General features: G+C 42.1%; 19 protein-coding genes. 12 read left to right on the top strand and 7 right to left on the bottom strand.

From position 1 onward, the window contains the following. Positions 1-69: 69 nt before the first annotated feature. The 3 genes from AY605_RS10140 to AY605_RS10130 all read left to right on the top strand — a co-directional run bounded on the left by AY605_RS10140 (position 70) and on the right by AY605_RS10130 (position 2226). Positions 70-675 (top strand): alpha/beta fold hydrolase, encoded by a 606-nt coding sequence (locus AY605_RS10140; RefSeq protein ID WP_064096290.1) that lies wholly within the window; start codon positions 70-72, stop codon positions 673-675. After that, on the top strand, positions 676-1611 hold the full coding sequence (gene xerA, locus AY605_RS10135; RefSeq protein WP_064096289.1) for a site-specific tyrosine recombinase/integron integrase: 936 nt from the start codon (positions 676-678) through the stop codon (positions 1609-1611). A 231-nt stretch (positions 1612-1842) separates the two neighbouring features. Beyond that, on the top strand, positions 1843-2226 hold the full coding sequence (locus AY605_RS10130) for a hypothetical protein (protein ID WP_064096288.1): 384 nt from the start codon (positions 1843-1845) through the stop codon (positions 2224-2226). 223 nt (positions 2227-2449) lie between these two features. Here the strand turns inward: AY605_RS10130 and AY605_RS10125 are convergent, their stop codons facing one another. Next, positions 2450-2944 (bottom strand): Lrp/AsnC family transcriptional regulator, encoded by a 495-nt coding sequence (locus tag AY605_RS10125; protein ID WP_064096287.1) that lies wholly within the window; start codon positions 2942-2944, stop codon positions 2450-2452. A gap of 112 nt (positions 2945-3056) precedes the next feature. Between AY605_RS10125 and AY605_RS10120 the strand changes: the two genes are divergently transcribed. The 6 genes from AY605_RS10120 (at position 3057) to AY605_RS10095 (ending at position 10521) form a co-directional block, all read left to right on the top strand. Next, the gene (locus tag AY605_RS10120; RefSeq protein WP_064096286.1) at positions 3057-3662 is read left to right on the top strand and encodes a LysE family translocator; all 606 of its coding nucleotides are present in this window, start codon (positions 3057-3059) and stop codon (positions 3660-3662) included. Between the two features lie 520 nt (positions 3663-4182). Further along, positions 4183-4935, top strand: coding sequence for an electron transfer flavoprotein subunit beta/FixA family protein (locus tag AY605_RS10115; protein WP_064096285.1), 753 nt, complete (start codon positions 4183-4185; stop codon positions 4933-4935). A gap of 18 nt (positions 4936-4953) precedes the next feature. Further along, a complete protein-coding gene (locus AY605_RS10110) occupies positions 4954-5886 on the top strand; it encodes an FAD-binding protein (RefSeq protein ID WP_064096284.1) in 933 nt (310 codons plus the stop codon). Between the two features lie 177 nt (positions 5887-6063). After that, a complete protein-coding gene (locus tag AY605_RS10105; protein ID WP_064096283.1) occupies positions 6064-6723 on the top strand; it encodes a hypothetical protein in 660 nt (219 codons plus the stop codon). Between the two features lie 321 nt (positions 6724-7044). Next, on the top strand, positions 7045-10026 hold the full coding sequence (gene gyrA / locus AY605_RS10100) for a DNA gyrase subunit A (protein WP_064096282.1): 2982 nt from the start codon (positions 7045-7047) through the stop codon (positions 10024-10026). 69 nt (positions 10027-10095) lie between these two features. Continuing rightward, on the top strand, positions 10096-10521 hold the full coding sequence (locus AY605_RS10095; RefSeq protein WP_064096281.1) for a hypothetical protein: 426 nt from the start codon (positions 10096-10098) through the stop codon (positions 10519-10521). A gap of 29 nt (positions 10522-10550) precedes the next feature. On the opposite strand, the gene AY605_RS10090 is transcribed toward AY605_RS10095, so the two are convergent. From AY605_RS10090 to AY605_RS10075, 4 genes are read right to left on the bottom strand one after another with little or no spacing between them, the layout of a single operon-like run. Beyond that, on the bottom strand, positions 10551-11648 hold the full coding sequence (locus AY605_RS10090; RefSeq protein WP_064096280.1) for an ABC transporter permease: 1098 nt from the start codon (positions 11646-11648) through the stop codon (positions 10551-10553). Next, a complete protein-coding gene (locus AY605_RS10085; RefSeq protein ID WP_064096279.1) occupies positions 11645-12775 on the bottom strand; it encodes an ABC transporter permease in 1131 nt (376 codons plus the stop codon). The genes AY605_RS10090 and AY605_RS10085 overlap by 4 nt, the downstream gene beginning before the upstream one ends. Then, positions 12775-13905, bottom strand: coding sequence for an HlyD family secretion protein (locus tag AY605_RS10080; protein WP_064096278.1), 1131 nt, complete (start codon positions 13903-13905; stop codon positions 12775-12777). Before AY605_RS10080 ends, AY605_RS10085 begins: the two co-directional genes overlap by 1 nt. A gap of 9 nt (positions 13906-13914) precedes the next feature. Next, the gene (locus AY605_RS10075; protein ID WP_064096277.1) at positions 13915-15399 is read right to left on the bottom strand and encodes a TolC family protein; all 1485 of its coding nucleotides are present in this window, start codon (positions 15397-15399) and stop codon (positions 13915-13917) included. A 526-nt stretch (positions 15400-15925) separates the two neighbouring features. Between AY605_RS10075 and serC the strand changes: the two genes are divergently transcribed. After that, positions 15926-17005, top strand: a complete 1080-nt coding sequence (gene serC / locus AY605_RS10070; protein WP_064096276.1) for a 3-phosphoserine/phosphohydroxythreonine transaminase — start codon at positions 15926-15928, stop codon at positions 17003-17005. 581 nt (positions 17006-17586) lie between these two features. Here the strand turns inward: serC and AY605_RS10065 are convergent. After that, positions 17587-18519 carry a hypothetical protein gene (locus tag AY605_RS10065; protein WP_064096275.1) on the bottom strand — a complete coding sequence of 311 codons (933 nt, stop codon included), beginning with the start codon at positions 18517-18519 and terminating at the stop codon, positions 17587-17589. Positions 18520-18768: 249 nt separating this feature from the next. Here AY605_RS10065 and AY605_RS10060 point away from each other — a divergent pair, with 249 nt between their 5' ends. Both AY605_RS10060 and AY605_RS10055 read left to right on the top strand, forming a co-directional pair. Continuing rightward, the gene (locus AY605_RS10060; protein ID WP_171254960.1) at positions 18769-19254 is read left to right on the top strand and encodes a YaiI/YqxD family protein; all 486 of its coding nucleotides are present in this window, start codon (positions 18769-18771) and stop codon (positions 19252-19254) included. A gap of 21 nt (positions 19255-19275) precedes the next feature. Continuing rightward, positions 19276-20190, top strand: coding sequence for a DMT family transporter (locus AY605_RS10055; protein ID WP_064096273.1), 915 nt, complete (start codon positions 19276-19278; stop codon positions 20188-20190). An 18-nt stretch (positions 20191-20208) separates the two neighbouring features. Here AY605_RS10055 and AY605_RS10050 read toward each other — a convergent pair whose 3' ends face one another. Then, entirely contained in the window at positions 20209-20772 is a 564-nt protein-coding gene (locus AY605_RS10050; protein ID WP_064096272.1) for a PilZ domain-containing protein, read from the bottom strand. Positions 20773-20792 lie beyond the last annotated feature (20 nt).

The following is a 20792-nucleotide window of genomic DNA, read 5'->3' as shown; positions in this document are numbered from 1 at the left end:
AAAAGCACTGTCTGATCGATGGTGCTTTTTTTTATGCTAGGATGGGAAAAACTGTAGAATTTGAATGAGATGAATAAGCTTGTTTTCCTGCCGGGTGCTTCAGGAAGCCAGCACTTTTGGCAGCCATTAAGAGCAGCATTAACCGAATATACAGATCAGCAAGTCATTGCCTATCCAGGCTTTGATGGTGTAGCACCAAATTTAGCTATTCAAAACCTGCATGATCTGCAAGAATTCGTGAAAAAGCAAATTGAAGATGATTCCATTCTAATTGCCCAGTCTATGGGCGGGGTCTTGGCCATTGGGTTGGCACTTAAGCATCCACAGAAAGTCAAAGGGTTGGTATTGTTGGCGACATCTGGTGGTCTGAATTTAAAAACATTTCATTGTGCAGACTGGCGAACAGATTATCGTGAACTGTTTAAAACAGCGCCGGACTGGTTTGAACAAGACCAAACTGAATTTAGCCGCCTTCAGCTCGCAAGTCTGGACGTTCCGATCTTGCTGATCTGGGGCGATCATGATCCTTTAAGCACTGTTCAGCTTGGACAATACTTGGCAGGAATTTTTAAAAATGCAAAATTGCATATTATTAAAGGTGGAGATCATTTCTTTGCTAGCACTCATGCAGATCAGGTTGCAATGCTGATTCAAGATTATCTGGAGCAACTCTAAATGGAGCAAGCAGTGATTGTCCCACCTCAACTCTTGCTCAACATGTGGCTGAAAGAACGTGAAATTCAAAACCAGTCCAAACATACCTTGCAAGCTTATGGGCGTGATGTCTCGGATTTTTTAGAGTTTTGCCAGCGTGAACAGCTCAATTTAAACGATGTGGAAGCCACCGATTTACGCCAGTTTCTGGCTGAGAAAGTCGAACAGCATCAACTGAGTCCCAGCAGCATGCAACGTATGCTTTCAGCCATTCGCCAGTTTATGAAATGGGCCGAGCAGGCTCAGCATATGGCTTTTAATCCTGCGGATGATTTTCAGTTAAAACGTCAATCGCGCCCTTTGCCGGGCATGGTGGATATTGAAACCGTTAACCAGATTATTGATCAGCCTGCGCCTGACAATGAAATACAGCAGCAAATGTGGCTCCGGGACAAAGCGATGTTAGAGTTGCTTTATTCCAGTGGGCTGCGTCTGGCAGAACTGCAAAGCCTGAGAATTAAAGATATTGATTTCAACCGGCAATTATTACGTATTACTGGTAAAGGCAATAAAACCCGGATTGTGCCTTTTGGCTCCAAGGCCAAAGACAGCGTGATGGCCTGGTTGCAAGTCTATCCCTTATGGAATGGTGATTTTGTGCCCGAGGCGAATGTATTTATTACCCAGAAAGGCAATCCGCTTGGTGCAAGACAGATTGAAAACCGGGTTAAATTTCAGGCGCAGCGTGCAGGCGTCAATGTAGATTTACATCCGCATTTGTTAAGACATTGTTTTGCGAGTCACATGTTATCCAATAGCCGGGACTTACGCGCCGTGCAGGAAATGCTGGGACACAGTAATTTAACCACTACGCAAATTTATACCCATGTCGATTTTGATCATCTGGCTCAAATTTATGATCAGGCTCATCCGCGTGCGCAACATAAAGAAGATTGATCATATGCCAGGTTTTAAGGAATAGAGATCATAAAAAATGTATTTTTGGCATAAAACTTTCATATATAAACCTTAAAATGGAATTCAACTGAACATTGGCGTTGGGATTGGCATTTCACTATTGTCTTATTCGTTAAATGCGCCATTTCAGGTATAACAATAAATACTATTTAATATTTAAAATGAAATATTACTGAGCAGAGTCTCAGTATTTGACCGATGGGAGGCAATATGGACACACTGGTAATTGCGGACATAGAACAAAAATATGCACAGTTAAGTGAGGCTCAAAAAGAAATGTTTGCCGGTTATGGTTTGCGGCAAATCAAGCATTTTGTGGACATTAGCTTACCCAATCTTGAAGCGACTTTGCCTGAAGGTGCCATTATTCAAGGCATTAATGCCGATGGTAAAGTTCAGGCATTTAACGCGAGCACCGGACAATACTATTTATGGATTTCTGACCTGCAATGGCAATTGTCGAATCGTGCGACACAGGCAGTCGACTTAAAAGAAGATGCAGTTGCGATTTGGCAAATTTTTGAGTTGGCAAACTATGAACTGGTAGATTTAAGCCATGTACATCGTGATTTTTTGGCACAAGAAACTCATTAAATGTTCCTACAGCTACCATAATATAAAAAATTAAGACTCGGGCTGTATTCTGGTTTTGCTCAAGAGGAGAGGGTTGTCTTTAAGCATATCAGCACAGGCAACCTCACTTTTATCTTTTAATAAAACTTGCAGCTTAGTTAATTTCAGTCCAGCTTCGGATTAAAGATACTGTTCAGAATTAAAATTAAACCTATGCCAGCGTCGCTACTTGTAATTCATTCTTTTATAGATCTTCTAAAGGCAGCTGGAAACTCTGTTTGATAATCTGGCTGGGTAAATCCGTTTTGACACTGGTAATGCCATTTTTTTTTGTCAGATGAGTCGACTGGAATTTCCGGTAACTTTCCAGATCAGGCACCACGACTTTCAGCATCGCATCACTTTCCCCCAGAATAATGTAGCACTCCATCACCTGCGGCAGTTCTTTCATTGCTTCAATAAAGGTGTCGATGGTTTCGGCATCCTGACCGACCAGCCAGATGCGCGAAAATAGGATCAACTGAAACCCAATTTTTTGTTGATCAACGATAGTGGTGTAATTCTGAATGACACCTGCATCTTCCAGTAATTTTACCCGGCGCAAACAGGATGATGGTGAAAGTCCGATTTCCCGTGCCAGATCATTATTCTGAATACGGCCGTTGGCTTGTAAGTAACGAATGATATTTTTATCAATCCGATCAAGTTTTACCCGCACAGACTTGGTGGATATTTTCATAAATTAGAATAATATTCGAAAAATGAAACTTATTATAGAATAAAAAGAAAGCCAATTTTATAAAAAATCACAGATACTTATTGCATTTTCTGGAGTTTGAAAGGAAAAGGAAATGTCTGTATTTGCACTCTTTGCACTGACCGTGCTTCCCCTGATTTTTACGCCTGGACCCGATATGTTGTTTATCCTGTCTCAAGTGATGGGTAAAGATGCAAAAGCAGGCATGATGGCAACCGTAGGAGTGTGTTGCGGTTATCTGGTGCATTCGATCCTGGTAGCGCTAGGTATTGCCGCCATCATTGTTTCTTTTCCTGTACTGTTTGAAACCATTCGCTGGCTCGGGATCGCGTATCTGTTGTATCTGGCTTTTGGTTTGCTTAAATCGGTATTCAGTAAAAATGCGCTAAATATTGAGAAAAAAACTTCGCCCAATCCGATTCAAAAAGGATTTTTTACTGCCCTGTTAAATCCAAAAGGCATGCTAATCTATTTTGCAATTTTACCGCAGTTTATTGATAAGTCGGCCAATACAGTGAGCCAGGGTTTGATTCTTTCTTTTATTTTTATCAGTCTTATTTTTGTGGTGTATTGTGGCTTAAGTATTCTATTCAGCAAAATCAGCCAGAAAACTCAAATAGATGAACGTAAACAAAAATGGGTGGATGGAACTTCTGGTGGTTTACTGGCACTTGCAGCAAGCTGGCTCATCATCAATTAATTGGATCCCGAAAAGCATACTGTTCGCAGTATGCTTTTTTATGATTGAGAAAATTTGAAAAGAAGTAATTACTTTGTCAGAGTCGGATGAATGTACTGGTTTATTATTTATTCAATTTGTCTATGTATTGAGTTTAATTCGCTCTCAGTAAGATTTCTGTCTAAAATGACAAAAGCTGACCTATCTATATTCCGTCCGTTTTGCTTCAAGCGGCTTTAAATCAATTTAAATTTAAAATCATCAATCAAAACTTCTGATGTTATTAATCAGATAAAAAAATAATATAAATCAATGGTTAAATTTTAAGTAAATATCGATAAATTTCATTGTAATAAAACGATAACAATTAATTGTGAACGCATCGTTCAGGGAAAATTACGCATTTTTACAGCTCTTTGTTGAATTGTGACTTGACCGAAATGCCGTACACATTGCAAGATAGGGCACCTAAAAAAATTTAAGTGAAGAGTTACACTAACTTTTCTCAACATTTACATTTGCTAAAACAGCCGAGGATTACATGAAGGCTCTTGTTGCTGTAAAACGTGTGGTTGATGCCAACGTTAAAGTTCGTGTTAAACCGGACAACAGTGGTGTTGACTTAACTAACGTTAAAATGTCAATTAATCCATTCTGTGAAATCGCAGTGGAAGAAGCGGTTCGTTTAAAAGAAAAAGGAACTGTTTCAGAAATCATTGTTGTTTCTATTGGTCCTAAAGAAGCTCAAGAACAAATCCGTTCTGCAATGGCGCTTGGTGCTGACCGCGGTATTCTGGTTGAAGCTGATGACAGCCAACTAGGTGCGCTGGAAGTCGCTAAAATTCTGAAAGGTGTTGTTGATGCTGAACAACCACAATTGATCCTTCTAGGCAAGCAAGCGATTGATGACGACTCTAATCAGGTTGGTCAGATGCTGGGTGCTTTATTGGGTGCAGGTCAGGGTACATTCGCTTCTGAAGTGAAAGTAGACGGCGATAAAGTACAAGTAACACGTGAAATTGACGGTGGTTTACAAACTGTTGAGCTGACACTTCCAGCAATCATTACCACTGACTTGCGTTTGAACGAGCCACGTTATGCGGCACTTCCAAACATCATGAAAGCGCGTAAAAAACCGCTTGATACCAAGTCACCTGCAGATTTCGGTGTAACCACTACAACTAAACTGAAAACAGTGAAAGTTGAATCTCCTGCAGAGCGTAAAGCTGGCGTACAAGTGAAGTCTGTAGACGAACTTGTAGAAAAATTGAAAAACGAAGCGAAAGTGATCTAATACAGAAGGATAAAAATCATGAGTATTTTAGTTATCGCTGAGCACGACAACAAAGCATTAAACGCTGCTACTTTAAACGTTGTTGCTGCGGCGCAAAAAATCGGTGGTGATATCACTGTATTGGTGGCTGGTTCTGGCGCTCAGGCAGTTGCTGACCAGGCGGCTAAAGTTGCAGGCGTAAGCAAAGTATTGCTTGCTGATGATGCGGCTTACGCAAACCAGTTAGCGGAAAACGTAGCAAAACTGATTGCAGAATTGGGCAAAGATTATAGCCATATCCTTGCTGCTTCTACCACGACTGGTAAAAACATTTTGCCGCGTGCTGCTGCGCTTCTTGATGTAAGCATGATTACTGACATCATTGCGGTAGATGGTCCTAAGACTTTTAAACGCCCAATCTATGCCGGTAATGCGATTGCGACTGTAGAATCAGGCGAAAACATCGTATTGGCGACTGTTCGTGGTACGGCATTTGATGCTGTAGCTGCTGAAGGTGGTTCTGCTGCGGTTGAAGCTATTGCTTCTACTGGTGATGCCGGTATTTCTAAGTTTATTAACGAAGAAATCGTAAAATCTGAACGTCCTGAACTGACAGCTGCACGTATTGTCGTTTCTGGTGGTCGTGGTGTAGGTTCTGGCGAAAACTATCACAAAATCCTTGATCCGCTAGCTGACAAGCTTGGTGCTGCTCAAGGCGCGTCACGTGCTGCAGTAGATGCCGGCTTCGTACCAAACGATATGCAAGTGGGTCAAACTGGTAAAATCGTTGCACCTGACCTGTACATCGCTGTCGGTATTTCTGGTGCGATTCAGCATTTGGCTGGTATGAAAGAATCGAAAGTGATCGTTGCGATCAACAAAGATGAAGAAGCGCCAATTAACGCAGTTGCTGACTACTGGTTAGTAGGTGACTTGAACGCTGTTATTCCTGAATTGGTTTCTAAAATCTAATTTCTGAATTAGCTTCAAAAAAACGCTTTTGTGCGAATAGTGAAAGTAATCTTTTACTGTTTTGTGCAAGGGCGTTTTTTATTGATTTTTTAAAAATACTCGGCAGTCGAAACTAGAGTATGTCATTTGGATGAAAAGTGATAAAATCCCGGTTTGATTTTTCTCCTGTTTCTCATCATGTCCTTTTCTAAAACCGCACATATACTGTTCATTAGTTTCCTGCTGATCGCGCTTTATCTGGGGATCTGTATTCATACTGCCCTGAATGCACCGATTCCGGTGACCCAGTATTTGTTTAGTGAATCAGGTGCTTTTGAAGTCATGAGCCCATGGCTTTGGTACTTGCTGGCAGTGCTATGTTTGCTGAATACTGAAATCAAGCCTGATACCCGGGTGTTTGCAGCTTTAGCGGCAGTATTGCTGGGGTTGCGGGAAATGGATTTTCACAAGCGCCTGTTCGACATCAGCTTCATCAAAACGAATTTCTATCGCAGTGCTGAAATTCCGCTCATGGATAAGCTGCTTGGATTTATTTTGTTGCTCGGAATTATTTTTGTCTTTCTGGTGCTGGCGAAAAAACTGGTGCAAACCGTACGAAGTATGAAAGATTCCTTAAATATTGCACATTTTTTTATCTTTCTTACCATTGTCTGTGGCGGATTAAGCAAGGTGCTGGATCGCACGACCTCAACCCTGAAAGAAGAGTTTGGAATCGAGTTGCTAAAACATAGTCAAGTCATGATTATGACGATCGAGGAAGGGGTAGAGATGTTGTTGCCAATTCTATTGATTGTTGCAGTTTTAAGCTACCGTAGAGTATTGAATCAGCCTCACTAAAAAATATAAAAAAACCGCTAAGGATACGCCAGTAAATTGGCGTATCTTTTTTTGTATTATTCTATTTTTGCACAATTTAAAGATTAAAAAGAAGCGGATCGGACTGACTGATTTTTGCTTTTTAAATAATAAGAAAATGATCACTAAAATGAAGATAATTAACAAGGTTAAGCCGAATATTTCGACACAAAAATACAAGTGTGTATGCTATAATTTAGGGCTGTATTTTAGTTTTTAACTCAGTCGTTTGAGTTAATGATTTTGCTAGTTTTACGACATATAAATACAAGCCAAAATTGGCTTGTAGAATAAGGAGTATGCATGAGCGTATCGGAAATTAGACCGATTGCCATTGAGGATGAACTTAAAAGCTCATATCTCGATTATGCGATGAGCGTGATTGTGTCACGTGCATTGCCCGATGTACGAGATGGTTTGAAACCTGTTCATCGTCGTGTGCTTTTCGCAATGCACGAATTAGGCAATGACTATAACAAAGCTTATAAAAAGTCTGCACGTGTAGTCGGTGACGTCATCGGTAAATATCACCCGCATGGTGACTCTGCCGTATATGAAACCATTGTACGAATGGCGCAAGATTTCAGCTTGCGTTACCAGTTGGTAGATGGCCAGGGTAACTTCGGTTCGGTCGATGGCGACAGCGCAGCAGCAATGCGTTATACCGAAGTGCGTATGCGTAAACTGACCCACGAACTGTTAGCGGATCTTGAAAAAGATACCGTCGAGTGGGAAGATAACTACGATGGCTCTGAGCGTATTCCTCAGGTCATGCCAACCCGTGTCCCGAACTTGTTGATTAATGGTGTGACCGGTATTGCAGTCGGTATGGCGACCAATATGGCGCCGCATAACATGACTGAAGTGGTGAATGCATGTCTGGCCTATGCCAATGATCCCCAGATCAGTATTGAAGGGTTGATGGAACATATTTCTGGTCCGGATTTTCCGACAGGCGGTATCATTTACGGTAAATCAGGTATCGTCGATGCATACCGTACCGGTAAGGGCCGTTTGCATATCCGTGGGAAGTACCATTTCGAAGAAGATCCGAAGAATGGCCGCACCACGATTGTCTTCACTGAAATTCCGTATCAGGTCAATAAAGCAAAAACCATTGAGCGTATTGCTGAACTGGTCAAAGAGAAAAAGCTCGAAGGCATTTCAGAGCTTCGTGACGAGTCTGACAAAGACGGTATGCGTATCGCGATTGACCTGAAGCGCGGTGAAAACGCTGAAGTGATCGTGAACAACCTGTTCCAGAACACGCAACTTGAAAACTCTTTCAGCATCAACATGGTCTGTCTGGACAATGGCCAGCCGAAGTTGATGAACCTGAAAGACATCATTGCGGCATTTATCCGTCACCGTCAGGAAGTGGTCACCCGTCGTACCATGTACGAATTACGCAAAGCGCGTGAACGTGGTCATATCTTGGAAGGTTTGACAGTTGCACTTGCCAATATCGATCAGATTATTGAAACCATCAAAACATCTGCAAACCCGGCTGAGGCGCGTGAGCGTTTACAAGCGGGCGAGTGGGCAGCAGGTGGCGTAGCAGCTTTACTTGAAAAAGCCGGTGCTGTTTCTGTACGTCCTGACGAAATTGAAGGCGAAGATCCTAGCCGTCCATTCGGTATTGATGGCGATTTATATCGCTTATCACCGACGCAAGTTAACGCGATTATGGAACTGCGTCTACATCGCTTGACTGGCCTTGAGCAAGATAAACTTCAGGCTGAATATTCTGAAATTCTTGCGCAGATTGCTGAATACACGGCTATCTTGAATGACTTTAACTTATTGATGAACGTGATTCGTGAAGAGCTTGCACTGATCCTTCAGCAGTATGGCGATGCACGTAAAACGTCAATTGTCGAGTCACGTATCGATTTCTCTCGTGAAGATCTGATTCCTGAAGAGCAAATGGTGCTGACGGTTTCAAAAACAGGTTATGCAAAAACTCAACCATTGTCTGACTACGCTGCACAGCGCCGTGGTGGCCGTGGCAAGTCTGCAACCAGCATGAAAGAAGATGATTACATCCAGCATATGGTGGTCACTTCGAATCATGCAACCGTGCTTTGCTTCACCAATGTCGGTAAGGTTTACCGTCTGAAAGTCTACGAAGTGCCACAAGCTTCACGTGGTGCCAAAGGTCGCCCAATGGTGAACTTGTTGCCACTAGACGAAAACGAAACGATTACAGCCATCTTGCCTGTGATTGATGCACCGAAGAAATTCAAGGAACGTCTGGCTGACTTCAAGGCATTTGTAAAAGCAAATGCAGCACAATTGCAAAGTAATGAAGTGATCAACAGTCATTTTGCTGCGCTTGAAGCTGCATTGGCTGAATCTGAAGATGGTGCAGATGATATTTCTGATGCACTTCGTGCGCAGCTGAAAGAGTTAGGACAAGCACTTTCAACAACTGAGCTTGATGATGACATCATCAATGAGTTTGTACAGCAGGTGGAAGCTGTACGTAAGAACTTCTATGTGTTTATGGCAACTGAATACGGTACGATTAAACGTGTAGAGCTTGAACAGTTCTCGAATGTTCGTTCAAACGGTTTACGTGCGATTGAACTTAATGGTGACGACACCTTGATTGGTGTGGCGATTACCGATGGAGAACAGCAAATCATGTTGTTCTCAAACGAAGGTAAAGCCATTCGCTTCGCAGAAACGGACGTGCGTTCAATGGGTCGTTCGGCCAAAGGTGTACGTGGTATGCGCGTGACCATTGGTGCAGCAGCGCAGCTTGAAGATCAGGACGATAATGACGTTGATTCTGATGATGAAGACGGTTCAGATTCAGCAATTGTCAGTCGTATTGTGTCACTGGTAGTTGTGCCTGAAACAGGTGAAGTACTGTGTGCTTCTGAACATGGTTACGGTAAACGTACCCCAGTAGATGACTTCCCGACCAAAAAACGTGGCGGTAAAGGTGTTATTGCACTAAAAACTTCTGAGCGTAATGGTCAGTTAGTCGGTGCAGTGGCAATTGATGCGACTAAAGAATTGATGCTGATCTCTAATGGCGGTACGCTGGTTCGTACACGTGCATCAGAGGTTGCGCAAACAGGTCGTAATGCACAGGGCGTTCGCCTGATCCGTTTAGGTAATGACGAATTGCTGGTGGGTGTAGTTTCTATTGAAGCTGTGGAAGAAGACGAGTTTGTTGAAGCGATTGAAGGTGAAGACGTTTTAGTGGCAGAAACAAATTTAGTGACTGAAGCTGAACAGCTTGAAAAAGACGGTGAAAATTCAGTAGAAGAATAATTTTCCTACTGATAAAAAGGGCGCTTCGGCGTCCTTTTTTTATAAACCTTGACGAGATAGAGGTAAGCGATGAAAACTAAATTAATATCATTAACAGCAGTGCTTGCATTGACTGGCTGTAATTCAATGGAGAATATTCCAAATCCGAGTCCTGAGCAGGAAAAGGCGGCACAGCTGGCTTATGAGGATTTGCGTGACGGGAAGTATGATGAGTTTCTGGATCAACTCGAACCACAATTACAGGCTTATTTTAAGGACAATGAAAAGTTAATGAAACGCTTTTCACGTTCAATTCCTCAAGGTGCATACAAATCTAAAACCTTAATGACCAAGCAGATTGAAGAAGCGACCAATCAGCCGAGCCAGTATAAGGTCAGCTATGAAATTGCTTATCCGAATAATCTGGTTCAGTATGATGTGAGTTTTGACAAGCCCAATGGCAGCGCCAAGATCCGTAATTTTAATATTCAAGTGTTTGGCGAATCTAATCCTTAAATCTGAACAGGCCCTAATGGTGATGCCGGTCAGTTTTTAGGAAGCTGAATCAGGCGTTGATAGCCCAGCAAGAAACACAAGCTACCGAATACTCCAAGATAAATTAGTTTAGGTACCACTAGTGCGGTAGGAACCCCCATCTGGTTAAGCTGAATGAACATCTGCACAATTTGGGTAGAGGGCAGGATTTCGGCTAGGATTTGCATCCAGACTGGCATAGAAGAGTGTGGCCATGCGATACCCGAGAGTAAGAACAGAGGAATTGAGGTAAATACAATCACATGGCCTGCCCGTTCTGGCATATCCAGAAAGCTGGCGAGCAACCAAGTCATACCAATAATACAGTAGATAAATACTGGAACGGCAATGAGCATGCCGATAAAATTACCGCCACGCGGATAATCAAATAACCAGAACGTAAAACCGAATAAATAAAGACAGCCCAGACAACCGATCGTAAAGATTGCCAGACAGATCCCGATAAAAGCATTGCGGTTTAACTCTACTTTTCTTTCCCGGTACATCAAAATCAGCATGCTCAAACCTAATAAAATAGTTTGATGAATAATTAAGGGGGCAACTGCAGGAAATACATAACTGCCATAACCAGACAAAGTATTAAACAGGGGAATCTGATGTATGGAGAGTGCAGGAGAAAATTCCGATATATGTTCAAATTGTGCAATATAGTCGGATAGGGTTTGCTCAACTGAAGCAGCCAGGCCCAGACCAATCTGTTTGGTCGCCAAAAAGTTTGCAGCATTTAAATAGAGACCAATTCCTCCAGATTCACCGTGGATCACAGCTTCAGATAAATTGCCCGGCAGCAGTAAAATTCCGTCTGCCTGTTCAGATTCGACCCATTGCTTGGCTTCCGCGAAATTGCCTGTAATTGCTTTGACGTTGACATTTGGGCTTTCCTGCACTTTTTGGATGATCCGCGTACTTAAATTGCTTTGTTCTTCATCGACAATAATAATGGGCAAGGATTCTGCAGTCTGAGCCTTATATGCAGTAGGATAAAAAAAACTGTAAAACAGTACAGAAAGAATCAGGGTGGTAAGAATACTTTCGTGCGAAACAATATCTTTAAAGCTGCGCAGATAATAAGACCAGCAGGATTTCATTGGACTATTCCTTTAGCAACTCTTTTTAAAAAAAGATAGGCTAGCAGGGCAAAGATCACGACAAACATGAGCAGGATAAATAAGGACTGTAGTGAAATATTAACGGGACTACCCATCACCCACTGTTCGGTCTGTAACCTGGCATAGGAAGTATAGGGAATAATGTGAGCCCAGAAATGGGTAAATAAGGGTGCATTATTTAAGGGAAGTGTTACCCCTGCAAAACTTAAAGATGAGCCACCATATACTGCAATTAAACCGAATGATTTGGTTAAATCTTTGGTCACTAGTACGATCACGCTACTCAAGAACGCATAGGCACTATAAAACAGCAACTGCGCCAATAAAATCAGACCAAGAGAGCCAGCTACAAACCAGCCACGGATCTGAATCAGCCAGAACATCCATATCCAGGTCCATATGCTAAAAATAGCTACATAAACCAGATTTTTCGATAGTAAAGCCATCCAGAGTGACTGATGGCTAATCCAGTCTTGTAAGGTTCGCCGTTTGAGTTCCTGACCCACTGAAAATGCAACGCAACAACAGAGCAGTAAATGTAGAACTGCCGGAATCACAAAAGGTTCTAAATAAAATTCATAGTCAAGATCTGGATTATACAGCGGGGATAATTTGATCCGGGGGATAGGGAAGTCGAGATAAGGCAGCCGGTTTTCCAGATAATGGTTTCCTAAAAAATCAGCTATGGCTTCAATGGTGCTGATCAGCATGGCAGATGAAATAGTATTACCAATACTAAAATAACTCTGATTATAAACAATACTGATGCCTGCATCCTGAGCACGAACCAGACGCTGCTCGGCACCCTGCGGAATATGAATATAGCCCCAAATTTTATTTTTATTTAGCAGAAGTTCAGCTTCTTCAGTTTGTCCAGTGACAAGATCTACTTTAAGTGTCTGATTAAGTGAAATATAGGTATTAATATTCTGACTGAGTGCACTTCGGTCCTGATCAATAATCGCAATAGGTAAATGCTCAGGTTTACCCTGTAGAAACATGCTACTGAATATAATAATGACGAAGGCAGGCGCAAGCGTGACCAGACAGAGATCCCATTTTTCCCGGAGCAGATAACGCAGTTCGCGCCCTATCCCCCTCCACATCAGGAACCCTCTTTTAATTTAAACAAGACGCTCATGCCAACTTTAAGTCCGGGTATGGCAGGTACAGGAACAAGATGGACTTTAAAGCTTCTGATATCGTACCCACCAGTCTGACGCGTAGTTTTAATGGTCGCAAATTCACCTTCGGCACTGATATTCTGGATTCGGAATTCAGCTTTTTTCTCCAAGGCTGGAATATAGCCTTCAATTGTGGTCATGTGCTGGAATGGCGCATACTGGTCTTCGCGAATATTCAGACTCACACGCATATCATCTTTAATCAGGCTTACCACAGGGACCGCAGTTGCTACCAGTTCTGACACTTCACCATAAGTTTTGGATACAGTTCCATCAATTGGGGCAAGCAGTGTTGTTTCTGCGACCAGTGAATTGGCTTCTTCCAGTGCAGCCCGGGCAATTTCAACCTGTGCATCCGCAGAGGTTTTCTGTTGCGGAGTGCTGCCCCGGTTAGCGCGTAGATACTGTTGATAGGCTGCTTCGGTCATTTGGGCAGCAGACTGACTGGCAGCGTAAAGTTCATCACGACGTTGACGGGAAATGACGCCTTCTTTAAACAGATTCTCACCACGTTGAAAAGAAACTTTGGCTAAATTCTGTTGGGCTTTCAACGCTTGCCAGTTGGCATACAGGCTGGCGATATTCTCCTCTTGAGAACCCCGATCAACAGTCGACTGTAAGGCCAATGCAGATTGTAGGGCAGCAGCAGCCTGCTGTTTTTTGGTTTCCACTTCCGGACTATATAAGCGGACAAGAATCTGACCTTTCTTGACATGCTGGCCTTCCTTTACATAGATTTCTTCAATCCGGCTAGGTACCTTGGTGGCGACCTGTATCGTTTCCGCTTCTACCTGTCCTTGTAATTCAAGTGTCGTCGGGTGATAGCTTTTCCATAGACCAAAGGCAATGATGGCCAGTAAAACAGGTATTGCCGCCAGTAACAGATATTTTATGGGTTTAGAAAGTCCAGAGGATGGTTCATGCTCTGCAGAAGTTGCAGCATTTTTTTCTTTTGGCGATTCGGATTCAAGCTGTGAGGTGGAGGGGCTACTTTTATTGTTTGAGGAGACTGAGCCATTCACAGGATCATCTGGTTTTTGATCTTCGTTCATGTCCGTCTCCTAGCGAATATAGTGGGTATTGGTATGTTGAATATAGTTAGAAAACTCGTTAATCGAGCCATAACTTTGTAACAGGGTGGCGAGGGACATGACATATTTATAGGCATTCAAGGCAGTTTCTGCTTTTAATCCACTCAATATATTCTGTGCATCAATGACCTGTGTCGCCGTACCCATATCTTCTTTAAAGGATAATTGCTGGATACGTAGATTTTCCTGGGCCGCCTTCATATTTTGTGCCAAAAGCGTATCGCTCTGCTGCGCACTCACTGCTTCACTATAGGATTTGTAAATCAGGTTTTCAATTTCTTGCTGAGTACGTGCAGTGAGCAGTTCAGCAGCATAACGTTTAAGTTCAGCAGCCTGAATGTTTTTGTTTTTATCAATCCCGGAAAACAGGTTATAACGGGCAGCCACTCCTACAATCCAGTTTTCGTTACGATCCAGACTGTATTCTCCAAAAGCAAAGACACTCGGTTTTTTTGCCGCTTCCTGAATTTTTACATTGGTTTGTGCCAATTGAGTATCTAACCGCATTTTTTGAATCAATGGCGAGTTTTGGCTGAAAGTCTTCAGCAAATGATTTAAGTCCTCAGATTCGGTCTTATTCACAAATAAAGGAGTGGTCAGTTCAGTCAGGTTGCCTTGCTGAAGCAGGTTATTCAGCTGAAATAGACTCGCATTTAGATTGGCCTGAGTATTTTGCTGGGCACGTTCGGCATCATTGCGTGCCACTTCAAACTGCATGCGCTGGCCTTTGCTGATAAAGCCCTGCTGTTGCATTTTTAAGGCATTCTGATAATGCTGCTGCATGGCATTCAGGTTGAATACAGCCGCTGCATGAAGCTGTTTTTGAAGTTGAACATTAAAATAACTCTGAATGAGTTCAAAACGCTGTATATCTTGCTGTTCTTTGTTGTTTAGCGCACTACGGTTCGCCTGAATGTTGGCAACTTCCTTGGTATTGGCAGTCAGGCCTCCTGTATAAATAGGCATGATGACTGACACTGTAGGGCGAATGACCTGATCTTCAAGGACTACATTGGAGGTGTCCGGAATCAGGCCGACACCGCTATGAATAGCATTGTTGACTCCTTCCTGAAGAGGGCCGGTAATGTCAGGAGGAAGTACGTTCCCAAGATTATCTTCCCACTGGTTGATCTGCCCCGTGACACCTTGGGACAGTACATTTTCCAGATTGTTTTTAAACTGCTTCAGGGGAATATCTACTTCACTGTGGAAAGCATAGGCACGAACATTGAGATCGACACGAGGCAATCCCAAACCTTTGCTGGCTTCAGCTTCAAGTTGCGAGGCCTGTTCCAGACTTTGATAGGCCTGACTACTATAAGAAGACTGTAATAATTGTTTTTCAGCTTCTTGAAAACTCAAGGCTTGGGCATATAAATTCAAACTTGTACACAACAGTCCTGAAAATAATCCGCACCCCAAAAATAATCTGCTTATATCGTTTATCGTATTCATGGAAGCAAGTTGCCAATTTGAATAAAGTGAAATTTATTTACTGACATTATAAATCAGTGCTTTATAGCTCAGTCAGTGGCATGGTTGTAATATTGTTTATTTTACAGTTGTCTAGGAAAAATGCAGGTTGGTAGGACCTGAATTAATGTGTTGCTGAACTTTTTAAAATTACCATGATTGATATAAAACGCTCATTACTACTATTTGGCCAGTTTTGCTGAGTTGCAGGTTTAACATGCGCAATAGCGAATCTGAAACGATGAACGAAATGATCCATTTTTATCTCACTCATGATTTTCTAATTATTGTGGTTTTATCATAATAGTTTTATTTTTAAACTCAAACATTTAATTAAAATATGCATCATCAGCAGGATTGTTCTTATAAATGGTCAACTTATCTTATGAATCTACATTGTTTTTTTGACTGTAATTACAGTTTTGTATTGAAATAATTTTGTGCAAGACCCTGCCAGATATGGTTAAATGCCATCATTTGATTGTGTTTCACTCTGAAAGGAAAAATCATGCGCGCGTACAACTTCTGTGCTGGTCCTGCTGCATTACCGACTGCCGTACTTGAAAAAGCTCAAGCTGAAATGCTCGACTGGCATGGCAAAGGTCTTTCGATCATGGAAATGAGCCACCGTAGTGCAGACTATGTTGCTGTTGCTGAAAAAGCGGAAGCAGACCTACGTAAACTCATGAATATTCCTGAGAACTACAAAGTATTGTTCTTGCAGGGTGGTGCATCACTACAATTCTCGGCAATTCCATTAAACTTGCTCGGCAAAAATAACAAGGCAGACTATATCGATACTGGTATCTGGTCTGAAAAAGCCTTGAAAGAAGCGCAACGTTATGGCGATATCAATGTTGTAAAAGCCGGTATAAAAACTGATGGCAAACATGCCATCAGCGCACAAAGTGAATGGAACCTGTCTGCAGATGCTGCCTATGTGCACTATGCGGATAACGAAACCATTGGCGGTTTGCAATTCGCATCTATTCCCGAAACAGACAAGCCTCTAGTTTGCGACTATTCATCTAGCATTTTATCTGCACCACTGGACGTATCTAAATTTGGTGTGATTTATGCAGGTGCACAAAAGAATATCGGGCCTGCCGGCTTAACACTTGTAATCATTCGCGAAGATTTACTTGATCAGGCCAAACCTGAAATTCCAAGCATCTTGAGATATGCAGATCAGGCAAAAAATGGTTCAATGGTGAATACACCATCGACCTATGCATGGTACTTATCTGGGCTGGTATTCGAGTGGTTGCTGGACAATGGCGGTGTAGAAGCCATCCACAAAGTGAACCTTGAAAAAGCTAACTTGCTTTATGGTTATATTGATCAAAGCGATTTCTACGCTAATCCAATCGCAAAAGCGAACCGTTCGATCATGAACGTGCCATTTACCTTGGCCAATGCAGAGCTAGAGAAACAGTTCCTGAAAGAAGCCGAAGCACAGCATTTATTGAATCTTGCCGGTCACCGTTCAGTAGGTGGTATGCGTGCCAGTATTTATAACGCTGTTCCACTTGAAGGCGTACAGGCACTGGTGAATTTTATGGATGATTTTGCCAAACGCAATGGTTGATCCATGAAACGGAAAAACCCAGCATATGCTGGGTTTTTTATGAATTGAATTACTTTAAAAAATAAAAGTATGCAGGATGAATCCGCAGATGATCATCCCCAACATGAAAAAAAGGCACGACATCATATCAATATTGTAGTGAGAGCTAAGATGATGCTCGGCCTGTTGTAATGTTTCTTCTTGCACGATTTTCATAGATATTTATTGTCCGATCTATTTATCGTTAATACTATTTATTGTGAGTATTTTTATCATAAAAAATTGATTAAATAAAGTACATTCTTGATTAAAGGTCATAAAGTTTCAATTTTTTTAAAATGTCAGATTTGCACGACAATAAATTATATTGATGATAAATCAATTGCTTATTTTTACGGAATTTTAAAGGTTATTTAAAGATTTAGAATAAGTTATTTGAATTTAAAAATGTGGATAACCAGATTTTTAATCAGTTTAAATACCAGACAGATAAACGAATGAATCTGTATAAAAAATAGCCAGAAATTAAAGTGACAAATAAGAATATAAATAGATTAAAAGAAGATACGCATCTAAATGAGTATCTCCCTTGTAGAGTGAATTCAGGTTGCTTTGCTATAGATACTGGCCTGGATCCATAAGTTGCCACGGATATACTGGCCAATTTCAAAATTCTTATACTCTGCGTTGCGTGTTGCAATGCGGATCAGGGTTGCAGGCTGGCCTTCATCATGAATCAGGGCGACATCATACAGGGTATAGTCCTGATCCATAAACTGCATGCTAGTTTTACCGACGATATTGCCCTGGAACCAGGCTTCATCTTCCTGTCCCAGGGTTTCGCCATAAAGATAGGCCACCATTTTAGAAAAATCTACAGTGACAGGTTCTTTATCTTCTTCTGATTGCGGCTGCCAGGCATCAATCTGTTCCTGCAAATTATCAGGGGCTATGCCATTATTGTCGGCCAGAATAGCATTCAAGGCACGGTGATGTTTGATCGAAGCCGGATCATCAACCACCAGATGCTCATGATCTGAGACTGCTTCAAGTTCATAGGCCCAGGCATTCAGGTTTACCACATAGAGCTGATCTTTTTCATAACAGAGATGATTAACGCTATACAGGTTATCGAAAGCATAAATAATGTTGTCAGCACCCAGATTCAAGCGTAATACAGCTTGAGTATTGGATTTACAGCTAATAATCCGGTCAATCGTGGCTTTCACCTGATAAGGGCTATCAAAACAGGGGAATGCAGTTTTTACGGCTTGAGGTTTATTATTTTCAACGGCAATCACTTGACTTAATTGTACTGGTGCTTTGCTCGGTCCCTGGATCAGCCAGGTCTCTGTATCCATATCACATTCTTGTGTACAAAGGCCCATCGGCATGATTGGTTCATCAAGAGCTTTGCCTAACCACTGTGGTACATCTGTGCCAGGATTGTCGGTGAGCAAGGTCCAGTGTTCGACATGACTACCGAAATTTTGATCATCAATGGTGATGATCTCTGGGCTATTCTGATTTTTCATATGCACAATTGATCTTGGATGATATATCTGTAGTTAATCGAGGGTCATTGCAATTTTTCAAGTCAATTGAATGAATTTTAAAATTAAAATAAGCATCTGGTGAATTCAAGCTTTTCCCATATGAATTACAATAGTTTTACCAATCATATACTTATTTAAAATATACAAGCCAGATCTCAGGAAAATGAAGTGATTTAATCATCAACCTGATCCTTCCAATTTGCTAGAATAACCATGATTTATACTTTAATGGAAAGCCCTGTGTTGCCATTTAAACTTTGGGTCGATGCCGATGCACTGCCCCGTATTCTGCGAGATGTAATTATTCGTGCTTCGGATCGCTATCAGCTTGAAGTCACTTTTGTGGCTAACCAGCCGGTAGGTATTACCCCTTCGGTGAGGATTAATTCGATTCAGGTGATGAGCGGAGCAGATGCTGCAGATAAGGAAATTATTTCGCGCATGAAAAAGCATGATATCGTCATGACCCAAGATATTCCCTTGGCTGCAGAAGTGATTGAAAAAGGCGGAATTGCGATTCATCCCCGGGGGGAAATTTATACCACCGACAATGTCAAAGCGCGTTTACATCTGCGTGATTTTATGGACAGCTTGCGCGGCGCTGGCGTGCAGACTGGCGGTCCGCCACCGATTTCAGAACGGGATAAACGCGAATTTTCCAGCGCACTCGATCAGACCATCCAAAAACAAAAACGCAAAACTTCTGCACTTTAAGCCTTATTCAGAGTGACTCACATGCCCACACAAACCAATATGATTGCCACCTATCTTCTATTGGTTTTTATCTGGGCAACGACGCCACTTGCGATTGTCTGGAGTGTGACAGACCTGCATCCGCTCTGGGCCTTGGCATTACGCTTTTTTCTGGCTTTGCCTTTTGCATTTGCTCTATTGTGGCTGTTTAAAACCCGTTTTCCCTTAGATAAATTATCCATGCACAGTTATCTGGCTGGTGCATGCAGTTTTATCGGATCACAGATTTTCACTTATCTTGCAACCGACTATTTGAGTTCAGGTATTATCGCCTTGATGTTCGGTCTGGCACCAATCATGACCGGATTAATTGGCCGCTTTGTGTTTCAGCTCAAGCTGTATGCTTCACAGTGGAGTGGTATGGCGATTGCCTTGCTGGGCCTGGGGATTATCTGTGTCGGCGGGAAGGATCAGCATATTCAGCCGATCGGGATTGGCCTGATGTTGCTCAGTGTTTTTATTTACTGTGCTTCTATGTTCTGGGTGAAAAAAGTCAATGCCCCTTTAGAGCCTATGGCGCAGGCTGCCGGTTCTATTGCGGTTTCAGCGGTCATGGCCTGTGCCATGTTGCCATTTATCTGGCAATTTGCACCGACCCAGATTCCGCAGGCTAAGTCGCTGATTGGACTTGGTTATGCTGTCATCATGGCTTCCTTAATTGCCATGTTCTGCTATTTTAAGCTGGTACAGAAAATCAAGGCGACAACTTTGTCATTGACCACCGTGTTGACGCCGATGCTGGCATTAGTTGTCGGCGTGATTTTAAATGGCGAGAAATTATCGGGTGGAGCGGCCTTGGGTATAGTCATCTTATTGGCTGGTTTGTTGCTATATTTTTCCAGAGAAATTAAAGCGAGCTATAATGCTCGCCTTACATCGTCTCATCGTACTGACTAAAGTAACTGACCCAGTGATTTAAGCGAGGTGGGCTTTGACGCATTCGCCCAGTTTGACCCGGTCTTGCGGATGCATGGTAATAAAATAAGCACCGATCCGATATTTGCCATTTTCTTCTTCACGACTGTAAACCACCTGGGCAGTGGCAGCAATATGGAAGAAATTTTCCGGATGGCTTAAAGTCACATGCAGATAGGTGCCTTCAGCGATAGGGCGGTCATTAAAAAAGCTAAAACCGGTTTCCGAAAAATTCACCTGTTCTGGCACAGGTAACATGCTTTGTACAATTGCGTCATACAAAGACCCGGTAATAAGGTTTAATTTTTGATTAAATAAGGATAAGATTCGAGCAATTTGTTGATCTTTTTCAGATAATTGTTCTAATTCGTAGTTAACCGCATGATCAAATTGATCTAGTTCTGCAAGTAGTAGAAAATAGCGGGGCAAGACGAAATTAGGATCGTAAGGATCATTCAAGGCAACATCATCGGAAATAATCTGATAATTAATTCGTAAGGCAGCATCGATTCGAGACATGACGCGTCTTTCCGCAAATCCGTTTGGATGCTGTACATTTTCCATAATTTATTACCTCGGACTAG

This window comes from Acinetobacter sp. SFD (genome assembly GCF_001647575.1).
Lineage (GTDB): Bacteria > Pseudomonadota > Gammaproteobacteria > Pseudomonadales > Moraxellaceae > Acinetobacter > Acinetobacter pecorum.
Note: the sequence above shows the minus strand (reverse complement) of the source record. Positions and strands in the feature narration are given on the sequence as shown.

Excerpts from the sequence above, each read along its gene's own strand:
- AY605_RS10105 (WP_064096283.1), top strand. The coding sequence starts at position 6,064 with ATGTCCTTTTCTAAAACCGCACATATACTGTTCATTAGTTTCCTGCTG.
- serC (WP_064096276.1), top strand. The coding sequence starts at position 15,926 with ATGCGCGCGTACAACTTCTGTGCTGGTCCTGCTGCATTACCGACTGCC.
- AY605_RS10090 (WP_064096280.1), bottom strand. The coding sequence starts at position 11,648 with ATGAAATCCTGCTGGTCTTATTATCTGCGCAGCTTTAAAGATATTGTT.
- AY605_RS10130 (WP_064096288.1), top strand. The coding sequence starts at position 1,843 with ATGGACACACTGGTAATTGCGGACATAGAACAAAAATATGCACAGTTA.
- AY605_RS10075 (WP_064096277.1), bottom strand. The coding sequence starts at position 15,399 with ATGAATACGATAAACGATATAAGCAGATTATTTTTGGGGTGCGGATTA.
- AY605_RS10115 (WP_064096285.1), top strand. The coding sequence starts at position 4,183 with ATGAAGGCTCTTGTTGCTGTAAAACGTGTGGTTGATGCCAACGTTAAA.
- AY605_RS10095 (WP_064096281.1), top strand. The coding sequence starts at position 10,096 with ATGAAAACTAAATTAATATCATTAACAGCAGTGCTTGCATTGACTGGC.
- AY605_RS10140 (WP_064096290.1), top strand. The coding sequence starts at position 70 with ATGAATAAGCTTGTTTTCCTGCCGGGTGCTTCAGGAAGCCAGCACTTT.
- AY605_RS10120 (WP_064096286.1), top strand. The coding sequence starts at position 3,057 with ATGTCTGTATTTGCACTCTTTGCACTGACCGTGCTTCCCCTGATTTTT.
- gyrA (WP_064096282.1), top strand. The coding sequence starts at position 7,045 with ATGAGCGTATCGGAAATTAGACCGATTGCCATTGAGGATGAACTTAAA.
- AY605_RS10050 (WP_064096272.1), bottom strand. The coding sequence starts at position 20,772 with ATGGAAAATGTACAGCATCCAAACGGATTTGCGGAAAGACGCGTCATG.
- AY605_RS10080 (WP_064096278.1), bottom strand. The coding sequence starts at position 13,905 with ATGAACGAAGATCAAAAACCAGATGATCCTGTGAATGGCTCAGTCTCC.
- AY605_RS10085 (WP_064096279.1), bottom strand. The coding sequence starts at position 12,775 with ATGTGGAGGGGGATAGGGCGCGAACTGCGTTATCTGCTCCGGGAAAAA.
- AY605_RS10065 (WP_064096275.1), bottom strand. The coding sequence starts at position 18,519 with ATGAAAAATCAGAATAGCCCAGAGATCATCACCATTGATGATCAAAAT.
- AY605_RS10055 (WP_064096273.1), top strand. The coding sequence starts at position 19,276 with ATGCCCACACAAACCAATATGATTGCCACCTATCTTCTATTGGTTTTT.
- xerA (WP_064096289.1), top strand. The coding sequence starts at position 676 with ATGGAGCAAGCAGTGATTGTCCCACCTCAACTCTTGCTCAACATGTGG.
- AY605_RS10125 (WP_064096287.1), bottom strand. The coding sequence starts at position 2,944 with ATGAAAATATCCACCAAGTCTGTGCGGGTAAAACTTGATCGGATTGAT.
- AY605_RS10060 (WP_171254960.1), top strand. The coding sequence starts at position 18,769 with ATGGAAAGCCCTGTGTTGCCATTTAAACTTTGGGTCGATGCCGATGCA.
- AY605_RS10110 (WP_064096284.1), top strand. The coding sequence starts at position 4,954 with ATGAGTATTTTAGTTATCGCTGAGCACGACAACAAAGCATTAAACGCT.